This is a genomic window from Agrobacterium vitis, assembly GCF_013426735.1.
GTDB classification, from domain to species: Bacteria; Pseudomonadota; Alphaproteobacteria; order Rhizobiales; family Rhizobiaceae; genus Allorhizobium; species Allorhizobium vitis_D.
Window position 1 is genome coordinate 887,381 of the sequence record NZ_AP023273.1, and the last position, 19,948, is coordinate 907,328.

The 19,948-nt window shown below is 58.0% G+C and carries 18 protein-coding genes; 10 read left to right on the forward strand and 8 right to left on the reverse strand.

Features of this window, described 5'->3' with window-relative positions; translation table 11 throughout:
• The first annotated feature begins 16 nt into the window (after positions 1-16).
• Together H1Y61_RS21210 and H1Y61_RS21215 are read left to right on the forward strand one after the other, a co-directional pair.
• Entirely contained in the window at positions 17-697 is a 681-nt protein-coding gene (locus H1Y61_RS21210) for a response regulator (protein ID WP_012654355.1), read from the forward strand.
• Positions 694-2,097, forward strand: a complete 1,404-nt coding sequence (locus tag H1Y61_RS21215) for a sensor histidine kinase (RefSeq protein ID WP_180574726.1) — start codon at positions 694-696, stop codon at positions 2,095-2,097. The genes H1Y61_RS21210 and H1Y61_RS21215 overlap by 4 nt, the downstream gene beginning before the upstream one ends.
• Positions 2,098-2,121: 24 nt before the next feature.
• On the opposite strand, the gene H1Y61_RS21220 is transcribed toward H1Y61_RS21215, so the two are convergent.
• The 5 genes from H1Y61_RS21220 to H1Y61_RS21240 all read right to left on the reverse strand — a co-directional run bounded on the left by H1Y61_RS21220 (position 2,122) and on the right by H1Y61_RS21240 (position 8,003).
• Complete coding sequence (locus H1Y61_RS21220; protein WP_180574727.1) at positions 2,122-3,246, reverse strand: glycerol dehydrogenase; 1,125 nt, start codon at positions 3,244-3,246, stop codon at positions 2,122-2,124.
• 30 nt (positions 3,247-3,276) lie between these two features.
• Positions 3,277-4,074: an SDR family NAD(P)-dependent oxidoreductase gene (locus H1Y61_RS21225; protein WP_180574728.1), complete on the reverse strand. Its 798-nt coding sequence runs from the start codon at positions 4,072-4,074 to the stop codon at positions 3,277-3,279.
• Between the two features lie 34 nt (positions 4,075-4,108).
• Positions 4,109-5,674, reverse strand: a complete 1,566-nt coding sequence (locus tag H1Y61_RS21230; protein WP_180574729.1) for a GMC family oxidoreductase — start codon at positions 5,672-5,674, stop codon at positions 4,109-4,111.
• 110 nt (positions 5,675-5,784) lie between these two features.
• On the reverse strand, positions 5,785-7,317 hold the full coding sequence (locus H1Y61_RS21235; RefSeq protein WP_180574730.1) for a UxaA family hydrolase: 1,533 nt from the start codon (positions 7,315-7,317) through the stop codon (positions 5,785-5,787).
• The gene (locus H1Y61_RS21240; RefSeq protein ID WP_180574731.1) at positions 7,314-8,003 is read right to left on the reverse strand and encodes a GntR family transcriptional regulator; all 690 of its coding nucleotides are present in this window, start codon (positions 8,001-8,003) and stop codon (positions 7,314-7,316) included. The genes H1Y61_RS21235 and H1Y61_RS21240 overlap by 4 nt, the downstream gene beginning before the upstream one ends.
• A 290-nt stretch (positions 8,004-8,293) precedes the next feature.
• Between H1Y61_RS21240 and H1Y61_RS21245 the strand changes: the two genes are divergently transcribed.
• From H1Y61_RS21245 to H1Y61_RS21280, 8 genes are all read left to right on the forward strand, one after another.
• On the forward strand, positions 8,294-9,406 hold the full coding sequence (locus H1Y61_RS21245; RefSeq protein WP_180574732.1) for an iron-containing alcohol dehydrogenase: 1,113 nt from the start codon (positions 8,294-8,296) through the stop codon (positions 9,404-9,406).
• Between the two features lie 42 nt (positions 9,407-9,448).
• Positions 9,449-10,486, forward strand: coding sequence for a sugar ABC transporter substrate-binding protein (locus H1Y61_RS21250; RefSeq protein WP_071207140.1), 1,038 nt, complete (start codon positions 9,449-9,451; stop codon positions 10,484-10,486).
• A gap of 86 nt (positions 10,487-10,572) precedes the next feature.
• On the forward strand, positions 10,573-12,081 hold the full coding sequence (locus H1Y61_RS21255; protein WP_180575243.1) for a sugar ABC transporter ATP-binding protein: 1,509 nt from the start codon (positions 10,573-10,575) through the stop codon (positions 12,079-12,081).
• On the forward strand, positions 12,078-13,070 hold the full coding sequence (locus H1Y61_RS21260; protein WP_180574733.1) for an ABC transporter permease: 993 nt from the start codon (positions 12,078-12,080) through the stop codon (positions 13,068-13,070). The genes H1Y61_RS21255 and H1Y61_RS21260 overlap by 4 nt, the downstream gene beginning before the upstream one ends.
• Positions 13,071-13,073: 3 nt before the next feature.
• Positions 13,074-14,081 (forward strand): ABC transporter permease, encoded by a 1,008-nt coding sequence (locus tag H1Y61_RS21265; protein ID WP_180574734.1) that lies wholly within the window; start codon positions 13,074-13,076, stop codon positions 14,079-14,081.
• Positions 14,082-14,097: 16 nt separating this feature from the next.
• A complete protein-coding gene (locus tag H1Y61_RS21270; protein ID WP_180574735.1) occupies positions 14,098-15,129 on the forward strand; it encodes an aldo/keto reductase in 1,032 nt (343 codons plus the stop codon).
• 19 nt (positions 15,130-15,148) lie between these two features.
• Positions 15,149-15,574: an RbsD/FucU family protein gene (locus tag H1Y61_RS21275; protein ID WP_180574736.1), complete on the forward strand. Its 426-nt coding sequence runs from the start codon at positions 15,149-15,151 to the stop codon at positions 15,572-15,574.
• A 20-nt stretch (positions 15,575-15,594) separates the two neighbouring features.
• Entirely contained in the window at positions 15,595-16,419 is an 825-nt protein-coding gene (locus tag H1Y61_RS21280) for an amidohydrolase family protein (protein ID WP_180574737.1), read from the forward strand.
• A 101-nt stretch (positions 16,420-16,520) separates the two neighbouring features.
• On the opposite strand, the gene H1Y61_RS21285 is transcribed toward H1Y61_RS21280, so the two are convergent.
• From H1Y61_RS21285 to H1Y61_RS21295, 3 genes are all read right to left on the reverse strand, one after another.
• A complete protein-coding gene (locus tag H1Y61_RS21285) occupies positions 16,521-17,912 on the reverse strand; it encodes an NAD-dependent succinate-semialdehyde dehydrogenase (protein ID WP_180574738.1) in 1,392 nt (463 codons plus the stop codon).
• Positions 17,913-18,073: 161 nt separating this feature from the next.
• A complete protein-coding gene (locus H1Y61_RS21290; RefSeq protein ID WP_180574739.1) occupies positions 18,074-19,150 on the reverse strand; it encodes an ABC transporter ATP-binding protein in 1,077 nt (358 codons plus the stop codon).
• The gene (locus H1Y61_RS21295; RefSeq protein WP_071207164.1) at positions 19,147-19,947 is read right to left on the reverse strand and encodes an ABC transporter permease; all 801 of its coding nucleotides are present in this window, start codon (positions 19,945-19,947) and stop codon (positions 19,147-19,149) included. Before H1Y61_RS21295 ends, H1Y61_RS21290 begins: the two co-directional genes overlap by 4 nt.
• Position 19,948 lies beyond the last annotated feature (1 nt).

Here is a 19,948-nt window from a genome sequence, read left to right on the forward strand (position 1 = left end):
CAGGAGGCATTCCCCAGTGCGCATCTTGCTCGTTGAAGACAATAAGGCTCTCGCCGATGGCCTGTCTGCCATTCTGCGCGGCACCGGCTATGCGGTCGATACCGTCAGCGACGGCGCGTCTGCTGACGCCGCGATTGCGACGGAAAACTTCGATCTTGTCATCCTGGACCTCAACCTGCCGGAAATGGACGGCATAGAGGTGCTGCGCTGCGTACGCGCCCGCCATGACAAGGTGGCAATCCTGATCCTGACGGCGCGCGGCACACCGGAAGACAAGGTCAAAGGCCTGGATCTCGGCGCTGACGACTACATGATCAAGCCTTTCGATATTGGCGAATTCGAAGCACGGGTGCGCATGTTGTTGCGTCGGCAGGCCGGACTGCGGTCTTCGATGGTCAGCTACGGAGCGGTTTCGCTCGATTTGAATTCGCGCAGCTTTTCGGCAGCAGGCGTGCCCCTCGACATTCCCGCCCGGGAACTGGGACTGCTGGAAGTGCTTTTCATGCGGGCGGGCAAAGTCGTGGCGAAGGAAGCTATCATTCAGTCGCTGGCGGCCTTTGACGACGATCTCAGCGCCAATGCCATAGAACAATATGCCAGCCGGTTGCGCAAACGGCTTGCGCCTCACGGCCTCACCGTGCGCACTGCGCGCGGCATCGGCTACTACCTCGAAAAAACCCTGACCGAGACGGCATGACCGGGGTCGCCTACTCGCTCCGTCGCCGTTTGCTGGGCTGGTTGCTGCTATCAACTGCACTCATCGGTGCCGTCGCCCTGATCGATACCTATTACGAGGCCGTCAAAACTGCCGATACAGTCTCCGACCGGGTTCTGGCCGGGTCCGCATTGGCGATTGCCGAACGGGTCATCGTCTCGGAAAATGGAGAGTTGGCGGTTGATATTCCCTATGTTGCACTGGAAATGCTCACGTCAGGGGCGCAGGATCGGGTATTCTACCGCGTCGATGGCCCTGGTGGCCGCTTCATCACCGGTTACCAGAACTTACCGACAGTTTCCGATTTCAAGGGGCAATCGGCTGTGTATATGGACGCAGCTTTCCGCAACGAACCGATCCGCATCGCGGCCCTGCAACGGTCTGCCTCGACCGGTATCGATTCGCTGCCCTTCGTGGTGACCGTGGCTGAGACGACGATTGCGCGCAATCAGCTCACCCAGGCCATTCTGTTGCGCTCGGCTTTGCGGCTTTTGCTGATGATTGCCGGTGCTGGTGCCATTGTCTGGGTTGCTGTCACCTATTCGCTACGCCCGCTTTACCGGCTGGGAGAGGCCATTGCCGAGCGCAGTCCGAACGATCTGCATCCCATCGAGCAATCCGTTCCAAGCGAAGTCGAAAACCTTGTCGAAACCGTCAATTCCTTCATGGTCCGGCTGCAATCGGCGTTGGATGCGCTTCGCCATTTCACCGGCAATGCCAGCCATCAATTGCGCACGCCGCTGGCGATCATTCGAACACAGTTGGCGCTGTCTGCCCGCGCCACAAGTCTTGGTGATGCGCAATCGGCAGCGCGCAAAGGCGATGAGGCACTCGCCCACGCTGAACACATTCTGGCGCAACTGCTGTTGATGGCCCGTGTCGATGCCGCAGGCTCCAACGACCCGCAAACGCTGCCCCGGATCGATCTGGCCCAACTGTCGCAATCGATCACCGCCGATCATGTGCCTCGCGCCGCCGATGCCGGTATCGATCTCGGGTTCGAGGGGCAGGATGGCCCTGCTTTCGTGCTGGCTGAACCCTTACTGATCGGAGAATTGCTCAGCAATCTGATCGCCAATGCCCTTGCCTATGCAGGGAATGGCGCGGAAGTCACTGTGCGCATCCGCCACGACATGCGAAACGTTTCCCTGATCGTCGAAGACAATGGTCCGGGTATTGCTCCCGAACGGCGCAGCATCGTGCGCCAACGATTCGCCCGGGGTGAGCAGAGCCCATCTCCCGGACTTGGACTTGGCCTGCCGATCGTTGAGGAAATCGCCAATCTCTTCAATGCCAAACTCACGCTTCAAGACACATCCGAGGGGCGTGGCCTGACGGTATCGGTCACATTTCCCAATGCCGCAAAAGTAGCGCAGGCATAAGCCTTCCAAGGTCTTGCAGGAGCATCAAAGCACCCTGTCCGCCCTCGACTGCTTGCGGGTCTCGGCCAGTTTACTCGCTGTCCAGATGCAATCTGCAATCAGTCGCGGTGTCAGTTTAACCGGGACAGAGTGAATGACGCTGGCTGGAGCCATGGCGATCTCACCGACTTTCAACAGGTCTTCCGCTGTGACCGTCTCCAGCCCGAGATCGCCAAGCATTGTCGGCAATTTCAGGTCCTGGCAGAAGTCGATGGCCTCGTTGATCTCATCCAACGGACGGTTTTCCAGCACCAGCAGGCCGATAATGCCGAAAGCAACCTTTTCGCCGTGGAAGAAATGATGGGTCGGCTCCAGCACGGTCAACGCATCATGGATGCCGTGGGCACCGGAGACACCGCAATTTTCAAACCCGAGACCGCTCAAAAGCGTATTGGCCTCAATGATATTTTCAACCGCTGGCGTCAGCTTGCCATCGATGGCGGCAGCGTAAGCGGCCCGGCCATCGCGCATCAGCACCTTATGGCAACGCCGGGCAATGGCTGCCCCCGCCGCCGTGGTTCCATAACCATCGCCGATATAATTGTTTGAATGGCTTTCGAAATTAGAGCGCGCCTCATACCAGGTCGATAGCGCATCGCCCATGCCGGAAACCAGAAACCGGGCGGGGGCCTTGATAATCAAGGCACTATCGACCAGAACCACATCCGGATTACGGCCACAACGCACCACCCGGTCATAGACGCCATCCTCACTGTAAATTACGCCCAGCGCACTGGTCGGGGAATCGGTCGAGGCGATGGTGGGGACAGTTACAGTGCGCGCACCAATATGAAGCGCAGAAATCTTGGCCGTATCGAGCGCCTTGCCGCCCCCGATGCCAATCACAACGCCAGCACCAGCAGTTTTGCCGAGGCTCACGGCCCGCTCAACTTCCTTATCCGTGGATTCGCCGCAAAATTTCATGAAATGGCTTTTCACCCCATGGGCATAAAGGTTTTTCTCCACTTCGGGCCGCAGATTATCCCAGAAAAACCCATCGATGACGATCAGTGCCGAGTTTGACAGCGGCGCGATGTAAAGCCCGATTTCATCAATGACACCCGGTCCCTGAACATACCGCAGCGGTCCGCCATAGCCTCTTGAAGTCATGGTTTTATCCTTTTTCTAAAAATGCATTGATCAACGCAGCGTCAAGCCGCCATCAATGGTGATAATTTCACCTGTGGTGAAGGAACTGGCGTCGCTAGCCAGATAAACGACCGAACCGGCCAGTTCCTCGACGGAACCGATTCTGTTCTGCACGGCACCTTTTGCCCAATGATCCCTGACGACATCGGGATGCTGCCGCAGCACGTCATCGGTCAGCTCGGTGCGAATATAGCCCGGAGCAATCGCGTTGACGCGGATATTGTGCTCGGCCCATTCCGTTGCCAGCGCCTTGGTCAACATATGGACGCCAGCCTTGGATACATTATAGGCGGCGTGACGAAAGGGCCAGTTGACGATCCGCCCCGACATCGAGCCAATATTGATGATCGAGCCGCTTTTCTGCGCGATCATTTGCCGTCCAACATGTTTGGAGGCAAGGAAAACGCCGTCCAGATTGACCGCCATGGTCTGACGCCACTGGTCGAGGCTGCAATCTTCTGCTGGCGCGGGCAGCACAATACCAGCATTATTGATGAGAATGTCGATACGCCCGAAGCGATCAACCACCGACTGGGTCATGCGCTCGACATCTGCCTCCTGTGCGACATCGGCTTGCAGGGCAAAACTGTCGCGCCCTTGTGCCCTTATACTGGCGGCCAGTTCCTCGGCGCGATCCAGCGTCGAACGCACAACAATGGCGACATCTGCCCCATGGGCTGCGAGCGCCTCGGCCAGCGCCTTGCCAATGCCCCGCGACCCACCGGTCACAATGGCCTTACGTCCGGTCAAGTCGAACATTTGACGGTAATCGGATGCTGTGTTTGACATGTAGGCTCCTCCCTGTCTGTCTTGTTTTTGCCGATCAGGCCACGGTTGGTGAAGCCTGTGGTGTGACGGCGGTTTCGCCCCATTGGGCCAAAATATGTTCAGCGGTGCGCTGCGCCTGCGCGACAATGGTCAGCGATGGATTGACAGCGGTGGAGGACGGCAGGAAGGACGCATCGACGACATAGAGATTATCGACATCCCAAACCTTGCAATGCGTGTCCAGAACCGAGGTTTCCGGTGCCTTTCCAAAGCGCGCGGTGCCGCATTGATGCATGGACACCTTGATATCCATCTTGTTGGTGATGATCAGCGGATAGCCCAACGCGCGCATATGCCGTGACCAGACCTTCACCAGTTCATTGTGCGATTTGAGATTGTTGGCCGTATAGCTCAAACGGATGCGGCCATCCGTATCGACGGTGACGCGGTTTTCAGGATCGGGCAGGTCTTCCGACATCAGCCACCAATCGACACTGCGATCGGCGAAGATCGACATCAACCATTCAGGCGCCCAGGCCGCACCAGCGGTCAGCATGCCGCCCTGCAATTTGCCAAGCCCCTGGATATTGCCGAGTGGATAGGGTTTTTCGGCATTGGCGAGATAATAATCGTTGATCGCCATGGATTTCTGGAAGATGACCCGGTTCTTCTTGAAGGGCGAAATCGCCATCAACGCCGTATTGTTATGCGCCATGTAATTGCGGCCGAGCTGGTCGGACATGCTGTTGCCGATGCCGCGTTTATGGGACTGATTGGCTGATCGCAGCAGCAGGGCTGCTGAATTGATCGCACCTGCACTGGAGACGAACAGATCGGCTTCAATCAGCTTTTTCTCACCGCCATGGGTCAGTTCAACGCCCGTCACCCTCTTGCCAGTCGGATCGGTCAGCAAGCGATGCACAAAGGCTTCCGTGACAAGCTCGATCTTACCTTTACCACGGGCGAGCGCCGGATTGACGAGACGCACTTCCGCATCCCCCTTGGCGCCCAGCTTGCAGGCAAAACCGTCACAGGTCCGACATCGGATACAGCTGCCGCCTTGGTGGTAATCGATGGCAATCGGCAACGGAAAGGGATGAAGCCCTCTTTCCTTCAGTTTCTTTTCAAAGAAGGCAATTTCCGGTTCATGGCCGATAGCCGGATGCGGCATGGGGCCGGATCGTGGCGGCTCGGTCGGGTCGAGGCCCGCCGTTCCATGCGTCCCCATCAACCGTTCGGCCACAGCATAATAGGGTTCGAACTCGTCGTAGGAAACCGGCCAGGCCGGGGCAATGCCGCCTTCATGCGGCAAATCCTCAAAATCCTCCCGGCGAAAGCGCAGGGTCGCCGCACCAAAGAATTTGCTGTTGCCGCCGACATAATAAAACGTGCTGGGCCTGAAGGACTGACCATCCTTGTCGCGCCATTCTTCCGTCGTTGCATATTTTTTCTGGTGGAAAACCGCATCGACGCTCCAGTTGTCGTCTTCGCGTGGCAGCCGTGGGCCACGTTCGACCATCAGGATATTGCGGCCCGACTCTGCTAACCGGTTTGCCAGCGCTCCACCGCCGACACCTGATCCAATAATGATCACGTCGTAAAATCGCTTCAACTCACTCATGTCTCTCTCCCGTGCCTGCCCTTGGCTGCACCTGCGTCTGAATGAATGCCTTTCTCCTCCGAAAGGCGCTTTTCGACCAAGGCTTGAAGATGCTCCAATGCTCGTTGGTGTTACATGATCGCGCCGACCTGCCAGGGGACGAATTCGTTGTCGCCGTAATTGTAGATCTCGCTCACGGTCCGTTCTCCCGAGGCTGTAGCGATCACAGCCTCGAAAATCCGCTGCCCGACCGCCTCCACCGTCTCATCGCCGGTGACGATGGTGCCGCAATTGAGGTCCATGTCTTCCTGCATCCGCTCATACATCGGCGTGTTGGTGGCTAGCTTCAGCGACGGCGCCGGTTTGAAGCCAGACACCGAACCGCGCCCGGTGGTGAAACAGATGACATTGCAGCCGCCCGCCACCTGGCCGGTCACTGCAATCGGGTCATAGCCAGGGGTATCCATGAAGACGAAGCCGGGTTCCTTGATGCGCTCGGCATATTCATAGACGGCGTTGAGCCTGGTCGTGCCACCTTTGGCCACCGCACCCAGCGACTTCTCCAGAATTGTGGTCAGCCCACCGGCCTTATTGCCATGGGATGGATTGTTGTTCAGCTCGGCCCTGCCCCGCGCCGCATAATCGCGCCACCATTCGATGCGCTCCAGCAGCTTTTGTGCCACATCAGGGCTTTTTGCCCGCCGGGTCAACAAATGTTCAGCACCGTAGATTTCCGGCGTCTCGGCGAGGCAAGCGGTTCCACCATGGCGGACCAGTAGGTCGGCGGCATAGCCAAGCGCCGGATTGGCGGAAATGCCGGAATACCCATCAGATCCGCCGCATTCGAGTGCCAATTTCAGCTTCGACACCGGTTGCGGCGTGCGCTCCAAGGCATTGATGGCGGGCAGCATTGAATCGATGGCCGCAATTGCGGCTTCAATGGATTTGCGGGTGCCGCCGGCTGCCTGAATGGTCAGCGTGTGGAATCTGCCGCTCTCGATGAGGCCATGAGCGGCAAGCAAAGCCGGAACCTGGTTGGTTTCGCAGCCAAGGCCAATCATCACCACGCCGCCGACATTGGCGTGGGCGGCATATCCGGCCAGCGTGCGGGTGAGATAGAGATAACCCTCGGTCGCGGTATTGATGGCACAGCCGCCAGCATGGGTGAGTGCAATGACCCCATCGACATTGGCGAAATCGTCAAGCCTGCCCGGCTGGGCGTAATGCTGCGCCACGGCCTTGGCTACGGTGGCGGAACAGTTCACGGAAGAGACGATGGCGATGTAATTGCGCGTACCGGCCTCACCATTCTCCCGCTGATAACCCATAAACGTTGCGGGCTGTGGCACAAAAACAGGCTCCTGCGCATCCACGCAAAACTCGTGGGCCAGTTCCACATCCCCCATCGCCATATTGTGCGTATGAACATGATCGCCAACGGCAATAGGCTGCATGGCAAAGCCGATGATCTGGCCGTATTTGATAATGGCCTGCCCCGGCTGAAGGTCCGTGATGGCAACCTTGTGTCCCTGGGTGATCCGGGCCGAAAGCCGCACACCGCCAAGCTCTGGAAGCGTCACCGGCTCCAGCGTCAGCCGAGCAACGGCAACATTGTCGCGCATATTGAGCTTAAGCAGCGGCGAAGAAACCGAAGTCACTGTCATGGTCCTTCCTTTCCATCAAAGAGCGCGCCCTGATCCTCATGCATTTTGGCCATGACGGCGAAGGAGGAATCGAGGTGGATGCGCATGGCCAACTCGGCCTGATCAGCGTTGCGGCTGGCCAGCGCCCGCACGATTGTGTCGTGTTGCTCGGTCACAACAGCCAGATGGCCCGGCACAGGTGCGCTGAGCTGGCGCATCCGGTCGAGATGAACCTTGGCGAGCGTTATGAACTTCCAGATACGCGGATAGCCGCTGATCGTGGCAATGGCACTGTGAAAGGCATCGTCACAATCCAGGTATTTGTCCAGCTGGTCGCTATCGAGGATGGCCTGCATCTGCGTGATGATCGACTTCAGCTGCGCGACGTCGCGATCTGTTACATTGGCCACAGCCTTTCGGACACTTTCGATTTCCAACGCACGGCGAATGACAAAACCCTCTTCCGCGACGGTGAAGGAAATACGGCTGACATAGGTGCCGGAATGGGGAAACACATCCACCAGCCCTTCATCCGCCAGCCGCTGCAAGGCCTCTCTAACCGGGGTACGAGACACACCAAACTCGGCGCAGAGGTCCTTTTCGGAGATAATCGCGCCCGGTTGCATCTCTAGATGGACGATGGCTTGCCGCAACAACCAATATATCTGTTCAGCCTTTGGAACTGTCTTCATTTTTTCCGTACGCATATCAATCTCGTTATTATCAGGGCTTTTAGCACGAGAAGAGAAGTTTTCGAAAGCCTGTTGACAGGCGAATAATCATCTGACTTAGATAACTCATATATTGGTTGATGGCGCAAGTGAAATTTTCAGCCCGCAGCCAGGAGGACTAAACCGAGCTGGCAAGGAGGCCGGCAGGCGCTTTCAAAAATTGGGAATGACGATTCTGGCCGACACTGTTTGCGCGTTGCGTGATGCAATGGCGACGGGAGATCTGTGTCTCACTTCGGCTGACAAACTATGGATGCAAGCGGATCATGGCGACAATCAATTATCTGACGCGGATTGAATTCAACGAGGGCGCAATTTCCACACTGCCTGTGTTGCTGACTGAACTTGGCGTGAAAAAGCCGCTGATCGCAACAGACAAAGGACTGGTTTCGACTGGTCTGGTTGCGAACGTCCTCCGCCTGTTTGATGAAACACCCGCGGTGTTTGACGGCACTCCGGCCAATCCGACGGAAGAGGCTGTTACCCAAGCTTATGACCTCTATAAAAGCGCCGGATGCGACGGCATTGTCGGCCTCGGCGGCGGATCATCACTCGATCTGGCCAAGGCCGTCCGGCTTCTGACTGGCCACGCCGCACCACTGGCGCAATATACGGCGGTAGAAGGCGGCGCCTCGAAAATCCATGGGCGCATCTGTCCGATGATAGCCGTACCGACCACATCAGGCACCGGTTCGGAAGTGGGGCGCGCTGCCGTCATCATCACCAGGGAAGGCCGCAAGCTTGGCATATTGAGTGGCCACATGCTGCCCTCCATTGCACTCTGCGACCCGGAACTGACTTATGGCCTGCCGCCCTTCCTGACGGCGGCAACCGGCATGGATGCCCTCTCCCATTGCCTGGAAACCTATATGGGACCCTCCGTCAATCCGCCTGCTGACGCCATTGCGCTCGACGGATTGAAGCGCGGCTTTCCTGCCATTCGCAAGGCGGTTGCCAATGGAGGCGACCGGCAAGCGCGCTGGGACATGATGATGACTGCGCTGGAAGGGGCCATGGCGTTCCAGAAAGGTCTCGGTGCTGTCCATGCCCTGACCCATCCGCTGGGCGCGATCCGCGAGCTTAATCTGCACCATGGCACGCTGAATGCGGTGCTGATGCCCGCCGTGTTGCGCTTTAACCGCTCGGTCATCGGCGCGAAATGGGAGGTGATGGCCGACATCATGGGCGGTGCGCCGGATGAGGTCACCGCAGCGCTGAACCAGGATATCGGCATGCCCTCCGGCCTGAAAGCCATGGGTGTGACGGACGCGATGATGGAAAAAATCGCCGGAGAAGCCCTGAAAGACCATTGCCACGCCACCAATCCCCGGCTCGCCAGCCGTGAGGATTACCTGGCGCTATTACAGGAATCGGCCTGAAAACCGAGGAAAACGACAACAATCGAGTGGGAGGAGAACACAATGTCTGACTTTGAGGAAACCAGGGATCGCGGCCGGTTTATGGGCGATCTGAAACTGAGCCGTCGTGGCGTGTTGAGCGCCGGTGCGGCACTCACCGTGGCCGCCGCCCTGAGCAGGCCACGGCTAGCCGGTGCAGAAGACCTGAAATTCTGCGCCTCGCTGGGCTGGACCGTCTGGGAATCCGGTCGCCATATCGTCAATGGCTATAAGGATGCCGTCTCGCGTCTGGGCGGAACCTTGACTATCGCCGATGCCAATTACGACATCAAGAAACAGGCCGATCAAATCGCCTCCTTCGTGGCGTCCAAGCCAGCGGCCATCTTCATAACACCAGCCGATGCCGCCGCGATCTCGCCTGCCGTACAGGCTGCGGTTGCCTCCGGCATTCCGATTTTCTGTGGTGACAGCTATGTGCCCAACACCACGGTAACATCCACGGCCATGTCGAATAATTTCGGCCTCGGGGCAGCCGGGGCGGAATATATTGCCAAACGGCTGAACGGCAAAGGACAGGTCGCGCTCGTCAGCCTGCCCTCCAACGAGTCCTGGGACCAGCGCACCTTGGGCGCAAAGTCGGTTTTCGTCCGCTTTCCCGATATCAAGGTCGTCTCGGAAATCGCCTTTGCCTTGGGCGGTACGACAACGCCCCGTCAGGTGGTGGACAATATCCTGACGGCCAACCCTGAATTAAACGCCATCTGGTGCGCCTGGGATGGCGCAGCCTCCGAAGGCACGCTCGCCATTCGTGCGGCAGGCCGCAAGGTGTTCATCACCGGTATCGATGGTGGCCGCCAGTCGTTTGAATATATCAAGGCCGGTTCACCCTTTGCCATGACCATGGCGCAGAGCTTCTACGAAATGGCCTATATGAACGCCTTTTATGCCCATGAAGTCGTGGCAGGCCGCAAGGCGCCACGATTCGTCATCACGCCGTCCTATGCGGTGACCGAAGACAGCCTGAAGCCCCTCAAGGACATTCCCGACAATTACGACCAGCCGGGCGAAGCCATCAAGCTTGGCTGGGCGCGCGCGCTTTAATCTGTCACTCCGGCAGGCCAGCAGGCCTGCTGGCCCCATGAATACAGCCGGCCAGAAATACTGCCGGAAAGGTGTGAGTGCAGGATATGACGGCCATTCTCGACATGAAGGGAATCGAAAAACGGTTCGGCGTTGTCAAAGCGCTGGACAATGTCGATTTCTCGCTGGACGCGGGCGAAATTCACGCTCTGCTCGGCATTAATGGCGCGGGCAAATCGACGTTGATCAAGATCCTCTCCGGCGTCTATTCCAAGGATGCCGGTACAATCGCCATTGCCGGGGAGACGGTGGAACTTGGCAGCCCGGCAGCAGCGATTGCCTGCGGCATCGCCTCTGTGCAGCAGCATCCGGAACTGGTGGATGACTTCACCGGGGTGGAAAACATTTTTCTCGGTCAGGAGGCGGCGACGGCCGGTATTGGCCGCCGCATAGACCGCAAAGTGCTGAAGAGCGAGGCGGCCTTGTTGCTGAAACGCTTTCCCATCGACGTCGATCTTGACCAGCGTGTCGGCGAAATGCCTGCCGTTGACAGGGAAATTGTCGCCATTCTGCATGCGCTCAGGCGCGAGGACATCCGTATCCTCATTCTCGATGAGCCGACCTCGACACTGACAGAGCGCGAAAAGACCTCCCTGTTCCAGTTGATGCGACATCTGAAGGCCGCAGGCATCGCCATTATCTACATCACCCACCGGCTGGAAGAGGTTTTCGAGATCGGCGACCGCTTCACGGTGTTCCGGGCAGGCAAACGCGTTGCCACCTTCACCTGCCGTGAGGCGCGCGACAGCAACATATCCATTCCCGAACTGATGCTGGACGAAAAGCCGGGCAATATCTTTCCTCCCAAGGCCGAGAGCGCCGCAGGGGAAGCACTTCTGGAGGTCGAGGGTCTTGAACGACCGGGCCTATTTTCCGGCGTAAGCTTCACCCTGCGACGCGGCGAAATCCTTGGTATTTTCGGCTTGGTTGGCTCCGGTGCCGATGAATTGTCGAAAGCGCTGTTCGGCGTCATCCGGCCCGACACCGGCACGATCCGCATCAAGGGCAAGCCGGTGACGTTGAAAGACCCGCATGACGCCTTACGCAAAGGGATTTTCCTGGTTCCCGGTGATCGCCGCACAGAAGGCCTGACCCTGTCACGCAACGTGATTTTCAACATGACGCTGGCCCATTTGAAGAAAGCCTCGTTTTTAGGCGGGCTGTTGAAATTCTCCTCCAGCCGCAAGATTTCCGAACAATTGGCCCAGCGCGTCGCTCTTCATCCGCTGACGCTGGACCGCCCGGCCAGTGCCTTTTCCGGCGGAAACCAGCAGAAGATCGTGATCGCCAAAGGCCTCTACCGCGATGCTGACATTTATATCTTTGTTGAGCCGACGGTGGGCGTCGATATCGGCGCACGAGCAACGCTCTATGCGCTGATGCGGGAATTGTCGCAGCATGCAGGCGTGCTGGTGATTTCATCTGACTGCGACGAAGTGCATGGCGTCGCCGACCGGATGATCGCCCTTTACAAGGGCCGCCCTGTCGCCGTCGCCGACCAGCGCCCCAGCCGCGATCAGCTGCTGTCCGCCGGAATCATGGGAGCACGTTCATGATTGCCTCGTTCAAATCCTCACCACTCGCCTTGCGGCTTTCCGCCTTCCTGATTCTGCTCTGCGTCATCGCTGCGGTCTTTCAGTCCTTCGCGCCCGCCTATCTGACCGAAAACAACCTGCACGCCCTGCTGCGCCATATGTCGGTCAACGGCTTGACGGCCATCGGACTGACCTTCGTCATCGTCGTTCGCCATTTCGACCTCTCCTTTCCGGGCGTTGCGTCTTTGGGCGCAATGACACTCGGTTGGCTGCTTGCCAATGACTATAGCCTGTCTGCAAGCGTGCTGGGCGGCATCGGCGTCGGGCTGCTGGCCGGGCTGATCAACGGCACGGTCATTTCCTATCTGCGGCTGCCTGATATTGTCACCACTATCGCCACCGGCGGCGTGGCAGTCGGATTGTCCTATTTCTACAGCAACGGCACATCGATTTCGGAAAACTTCTTCATGTCGGGCATTCTCGACCTGAACGATTCGAAATTCCTGGCGCTCGACATGCCCGTGGTCATCCTGCTGGCAACGGCGATCGTGGCTTTCGTTATCCTGCATTGCACCCGCTTTGGCAGGGCGTTTTATGCCACTGGCGAAAACCGGCGTTCAGCTGTGTTTTCCGGCATCCGGGTAAAAACATATATCCTTGGGGCCTTCGGTCTGTGCGGCGCGCTGAGCTGTCTTGCCATCACGCTGCTGGTTGCCTCATCGGGGGCGGCCAATGTCACAGCGGGCAACCAGTTGATGATGCCAGCCTTTGCCGCTGTTTACCTGGGGGCTGCGCTTTTCGGTTCCCCCTCCATTCCAGCGACGCTTGCCGGGGCGCTATTGATGTCAGCGATGCTGAACGGCTTCACCCTGCTTGCCATTCCCTACTACTACAGCGACGCCATTGTCAGCACCGTGCTGATCCTTGCCATTGGTATTTTCGATCCGAAGCTCACCACACTGCTTGGCGACATTTTTGGCCGCAAGGCCGCGAGCAAAGACGGGAGATAGTGGATGAAAAACGCAACGGATATCACCATGACGACTCTGCAAAGCGCGGCAACTCCTGGCCGTTTAGACATTCAGGGATTTTTCCTGCGCTACGGACTGTTCCTTCTCTTAATATTGCTCATTCTGCTATTTGCTTGGCTGCGGCCCAGCTTCGTCAGTGGTGGTAACATCAATGACATGCTGCGCTCGGCCAGCATCGCAGCCCTGATGTTTTTGGGGCTGACCTGGATCATTGCGGCAGGTGAAATCGATGTCAGCTTCATGTCCGTTGCAGCGCTTGCCAATATGGTCGTGGCAGCGCTGGTTGCGGCAGGCCAGGGCTGGGCGGTGGCCTGTCTTGTGGGCCTGTTGGTTGGTCTTGTCTTTGGTCTCGTAAACGGATTGCTTGTCGCGATCTTCAAGCTCCCGGCCCTCGTCATCACCATTGCCACGGGCGGGCTGGCCGGATCGATTGCCGCCGCCATCGGGCTTGGCACATCGATTTCCCTCTCCTCCACCGGCTTTGTCGGCTCTCTCCTGCATGTCAATTTCGGCATCATGCCGCTGCTGACAGTGATCGTCGCGCTTCTCTATGCCGGTGCCTGGTTTATCCAGGAAAGGCTGACCTTCGGCCATTATCTCTACGCCATGGAGCAGAACCGCGCCGCCGTGATTGAAGCAGGCGTGCCAGTCAACCGGTTATTGCTGATGCTTTATGTGCTGTCTGGCCTTGTGTCGGCGCTGGCGGGCATCCTGCTGACAGCCGATCTCTCGTCCGGTCAGCCCTATATCGGCAGTTCCTATTTCATTGACGGCCTGACCTCGGTTCTGCTGGGGGGCATGGCGCTGAAATATGGCAAGCCCAATGTCATCGGCACCGTCACCGCCGTTCTGCTGCTGGCAACGCTTCTGAGTGGTGCCGCATTGTTGGGTTGGACGGATGCGCAACGCCAGATCGTGCGTGGCCTGCTCCTCCTGTGTGGTGTCGCCACGGTTGTCTGGGCAAGGCGCAAAACACGCGCCCACATTTAAAGCCAAGGAAAATAGCATGAAAGCGACTGAGAAACGCCCCATCGGCAAGACCGGCCTGACTGTCACCGCGCTTGGCGTCGGCACGGCCCCGCTTGGCGGACTATATGCAGCGGTCTCCAAGGACGATGCCACCGCCATGCTGGATCGTGCCTGGGAGGCCGGTATCCGCTATTTCGACACCGCCCCCATGTATGGCAATGGCCGTTCCGAACATCTTGTCGGGGAATTATTGCGAGAGAAAAATCCCGAGCAACGAGACTGGACGATCAGCACCAAGGTCGGACGATTGATGACAACGGAGCGGGCGGGCCGAAAGCTTCCCCCCGCACCGCCGAAAAACCCGCTTGATCCCGGCTGGTGGAACGGCTTGGATTTCCGAGAGGTGTTCGATTACAGCTATGACGGCATCATGCGCAGCTTCGATGATAGCCAGCAGCGCCTGGGCTTTCCCAATCCCGACATTCTCTATGTGCATGACATTGGCAGCGTTACCCATGCCGATCTGCACGACCATCATTGGTCGGCGCTGACCAAAGGGGGTGGCTTCCGGGCACTGAGCGAATTGCGCGACGCAGGCGATATCAAAGGCTTCGGCCTTGGTGTCAATGAATGGCAGATCATCCGCGATGCGCTGGAAGAGGCTGACCTCGACTGCTCGATGTTGGCGGGCCGCTATACGTTGCTGGACCAGGATGCGGAACAGCAGTTTCTGCCATTGGCCCATAAACGCGGCATGGCGCTGGTGGTCGCAGGCGTCTTCAATTCCGGCATTCTTGCCTCCACAACCGGTCGTCGGAAGTTCAACTACGCCGATGCGCCGCAGGACATAATCGACAAGGCCGAAAGGCTGAGGGCAATCTGCGACAGTTTCGCGGTCCCACTGCCCGCCGCCGCCATCCAGTTTCCGCTACGCCATCCGGCTGCGACCTGCGTGGTGATCGGCGCGAAAACCGCAGAGCAGATCTCCACCAATATTGCCTGGTTCGAACAGGACATTCCCGAGGATCTTTGGGCGCAACTACGCGCTGAAGGCCTTATAAGTCATTAACCTGTCCTGGAGGACGACCATGCTGAAAACCATCAACCCGCTTTTGACCGGCGATCTGCTCGCTATCCTCGCCGATATGGGCCATGGCGATGAAATCGTTATCGCTGATGCTAATTTCCCGGCAGTCACCGTCGCCAACCGTCTGGTGCAGATGCCGGGCATCGACGCTTGTGCTGTGCTGGAGGCTATTCTCTCACTGATGCCGCTCGATGATTTTGTCGAATATCCGGCTGGCGTCATGGACGCGCCGGGCGAGCGGCCCTCCATCTATGCCGAGTTCGATGCACTGATTGAACGCGCAGAAAATCGGAGAATCGAACTGGATCTCATCGACCGCTTCGCTTTCTACGACCGGTCCAAAGCCGCCTTTGCGGTGGTCTCAACCGGCGAGCGTCGGCTGTACGGCAATATCATCCTGAAAAAGGGCGTGGTTCGTCCCGCATAAGCCAGAGTGGAAAGCTTCCGATGCTCGACAGTCATCAACATTTCTGGAAAGTCGACCGTGGCGATTACGGCTGGCTGACGCCTGATCTTGGAGCGATTTATCGCAATTTCCTGCCAAAGGATCTGGAACCCGACATGCGCCGGGCCGGAATAACCCGGACCATTCTGGTCCAGGCGGCGGAAACCCAGGCAGAAACCGATTTCCTGCTGACGATTGCCGCAAAGACTGATTTCATCGCAGGTGTTGTCGGCTGGCTCGATCTGGAAGCCGATGATTTTTCCACGCGCCTGAAACACTACCGCGCCAATCCTGATTTCATCGGCATCCGTCCCATGCTGCAAAGCTTGGCCGACGACGTCTATATCCTGCGCCCGAAGGTGATCGATAGCCTCAAAGCCATCGCTGACAGCGGTCTGCCTTTCGATATCCTGACCTTCCCACGCCATTTACCGCATGTGATCGCGGCATTGAGACAGGTGCCGGATCTGACGGCTGTGGTCGATCATATTTCCAAGCCGGAAATTGCCAAAGGCACACTTGATCCCTGGCGCGACCATATGGCGGAAATTGCCAATTTCGACCAAGTCTACTGTAAGGTTTCCGGGATGGTCACAGAAGCCAGTGCCGATTGGGCGCTTGAAGATTTCCGGCCTTATGTGAATCATGTTGCCAAATGTTTCGGTCCCAACCGGCTGATGTTCGGCAGCGATTGGCCGGTTTGCACGCTGGCCGCCAGCTATGGCGAAGTTGCCAATCTGGCCCGCACCTTATTGTCCGCCCATTTCGGCCCTGATGATCTCACGCTGATTTTCGAGACCAATGCGCGCCGTTTTTACGGTGTTTGAATCGGAAGTCTCAGCGAACTTTCGCAACGTCCCTTTACGTCGAACGCCCACCTCGATCTTATAAACAGACCGAGGTGAGCGTTTGATTTTACGTGCTAAAATCAGAAAGGTGCATCGATATCCACGACATCAATCAGCTTGTGATTGACGAATTCCTTGATGCCAAGGCCCAGCAATTCGCGGCCATAGCCCGAACGTTTGACGCCGCCGAACGGCAGGTCCGCCTTGACCATGGTCGGATGGTTGATGAACACCATGCCCGTGGTGATCCGGTGGGCAAGAGCAACCCCGCGCGCGGTGTCACGGGTGAAGATCGAGCCGCCCAAACCATAGGGCGTATCATTGGCGATGCGGATCGCATCATCATCATCCTTGGCGCGAAACAGCATGGAGACAGGGCCGAAAAACTCCCAATAACGGGCCGGATTGTCATCGGCCAGATCGGTCAGAATGGTTGGCTGCACAAAGGCACCCTGGTTTGGCACCGGCGGCCCGACTTCGGTTGCCGTGGCCCCATAGGACACCGCTTCGGCAATCTTCTGACGGATCTCGTCGGCAGCACCTTGCGAGGACAGCGGCGCAAGCGTCGTTTGCGGATCGAACGGATCACCGGCTTTCAGCCCAGCGACACCGGTTTTGTATTGTTCCAGAAAGGCATCGTAGACCGCATCGACGATAATCATCCGCTTGGACGAGACGCAAACCTGACCGCCGTTCCAGTGACGACCGAAGACTGCCCATTTCACGGTCTTTTCCAGATCGGCATCGGCCAGAACCACGAAAGCATCGGCGCCTCCCAGTTCCATGGTGGATTTTTTCAGCGCCTGTCCCGCCTGCGCGGCAATCGTGGCGCCCGCGCCTTCCGAACCCGTCAAAGCAACGCCATGGACGCGCGGATCGTTGAGGATCATTTCTACCTGGGTCCGCGTCGCATAAAGATTGGTGAAGGCCCCTTTCGGCAGACCGGCCTCCAGCATCAACCGCTCAAAAGCTGCTGCGCATTGCGGCACATTCGACGCGTGCTTCAACAGCATGGTATTTCCGGCCGACAGCTGCGGTGCGATGATCCGGGCGATCTGATAATAGGGGAAATTCCAGGGCTCGATGGCCAACAGCACACCGAGCGGCTCATGCACCAGGACCGCCTCACCTTCAGCCTTGTCGGCGACGGGTAGCTGTTCAGGCTTCAACAGGCGCTCGGCATTGACAGCGTAGTAATCGAGGATATCGGCAGAAAGCCCCACCTCAGCGCGTGCTTCAGACATCAGCTTGCCCATTTCCAGGGTCAGCAGCTTGGCATAATCATCCGTCTGGCCGCGCAGGATTTCGGCGGCAGCATGCATGACCTTGGCGCGCTCGGCAAAGGATGTCTGTCGCCATTGCTGAAATGCGGCATCCGCCGCCGTGATGGCCGCCTGAACGGCAGCGTCGGTTGCTTCGGGAAAAGTGATAAGAGTTTCGCCAGTATAGGGATTGGTTGTTGCGTAAGCCATGGAACCGTCCTTTGCAGTCATTGCTGCGGCGCGCATTAAACCGACATCGGTCGCGTCGATGAGGCAATGATAGCGCTGAAGGTGGTTCTGACTGTTGATCCTAATCAAGATCGCAAAAGTTGTAGATTATAGCATTTTCAGGAAGCGGTTCTCCCAAAACGCTAGTCTGCGAAAACATGCGCCGACGCCGGATCGAACCCCAGCGCAACCGGCGCACCGATCGTCAATCCATCCAGTGCGGCATGGCCGAAGGGCAGACGCACGGACAGGCCATGCCCGCCTTCGCTCAATAGCGCGATATGAATCGTATTTCCCAGAAACGTAATGTCCTCAATCTTGGCCGCAAGCGTTCCCGGTCCTTGAGCCGAAAGCAGGGTCAACCGCTCTGGTCGCAGCATCAGCATGGTATTGCTTCCACTCTGCGCTGATCCATGCAGCGGAATATTTCCGATTGCCAGATGATCACCAAGGCGAATTTCAGCCTTACCGTCCCCGGCATCCGTCACGACGCAGGGCAGAAAATCGCTGTCCCCGATAAACTCCGCCACAAACCGCGTCGCCGGATTGGCATAAAGCTCGGCACCGGTGCCGATCTGGTCGATCACCCCTTTGGAAAACACCGCAATCCTGTCGGAAAGCCGCAGCGCCTCTTCCTGGTCATGGGTGACGTAGAGGATGGTGACATCCGTCTGGTGATGGATGCGGCGGATTTCGTGCTGAATTTCCTCGCGCAGTTTCTTGTCCAGCGCCGAAAGCGGCTCGTCCATCAACAGCACAGGCGGATCGTAAGCCAGCGCCCGTGCCAGTGCGACACGCTGCTGCTGACCGCCCGACATTTGCGCCGGTTTGCGATCCTCATAGCCTTCCAGCCGCACCAATTGCAGCATCTTGCGGACGCGCTCGGTGATATCAGCCTTCGACCAGCCGCGCATTTTCAGCGGAAAGGCGATGTTCTGACCAACAGACAAATGCGGAAACAGCGTATAGCGCTGAAACACCATGCCGATATTGCGTTGGTGTGATGGGGTCTGCAAGACGCTCTTGCCCGATAGCAGCATATCGCCCGCACTCGGCTGCTCGAAACCGGCAAGGATATAAAGTGTCGTGCTCTTGCCGGACCCGGATGGGCCGAGAAAGGTCATGAACTCGCCCTTTGCCACCTCAAGATTGACATCCTGCACGGCGACCACCGGGCCATATTGCTTGCGGATACCGCGAATTTCCAGAAAAGGCGTCATGCTTTCAGTCCTTTGCGCACCAGGGCGGTGATCAGCATCAACGCGATGGTGACGACAATCAGAAGGGTGGAGGCGGCGGCAATCACCGGTGTCAGATCCTGACGCAGCGTCGCCCAGATCTTCACAGGCAAAGTTTGCAGCGTTGGGCTTGCCATGAAGATCGCCAGAACAACCTCATCCCAGGAGGTCAGGAAGGAAAACACCGCCGCCGAAAACAAGCCGTGGCCGATGCAGGGCAGCGTTATCAACAGCCGCGCCTTCAGCGGCGAGGCACCGCACAGTACCGCCGCATCCTCGATAGATTTGTCAAAACCTTCCAGCGCGTTGGTCAGCGCCAGAATAGAGAATGGCAGTGCGACAACCAGATGGGCGATGACGAAACCGAGTGTCGTGCCGTTCAGACCGATGCGCAGGAAAAACGCATAGAGCGCCACGGCCAGCACCACAACGGGCAGGATCATCGGCGTCATGAACAGTGCGCGCAGCGCGTCCCGCCCCAGAAACCGGCCACGCACCAGGCCGAACGAGGCACAAAGCCCAATGAGCACCGACAGGATGGTGACGATGACAGCGATGCGAAAGCTGGTCCAGGCGGCATCCAGCCAACGCGGATCGGCAAACAGCTGGCCATACCATTTTGTGGTCCAGGCCGGTGGCGGAAAAATCAGCCATTGCGAGGAGCCGAAGGACAGGGCCGCGATAAACAGGATGGGCAGCAAGAGAAAAGCCGCCGTCAGCAGCGTGATGACCAGCAAAATCCATTTCCAGGTGCCAAGGCTGTTGAAATTCAAAAGCATG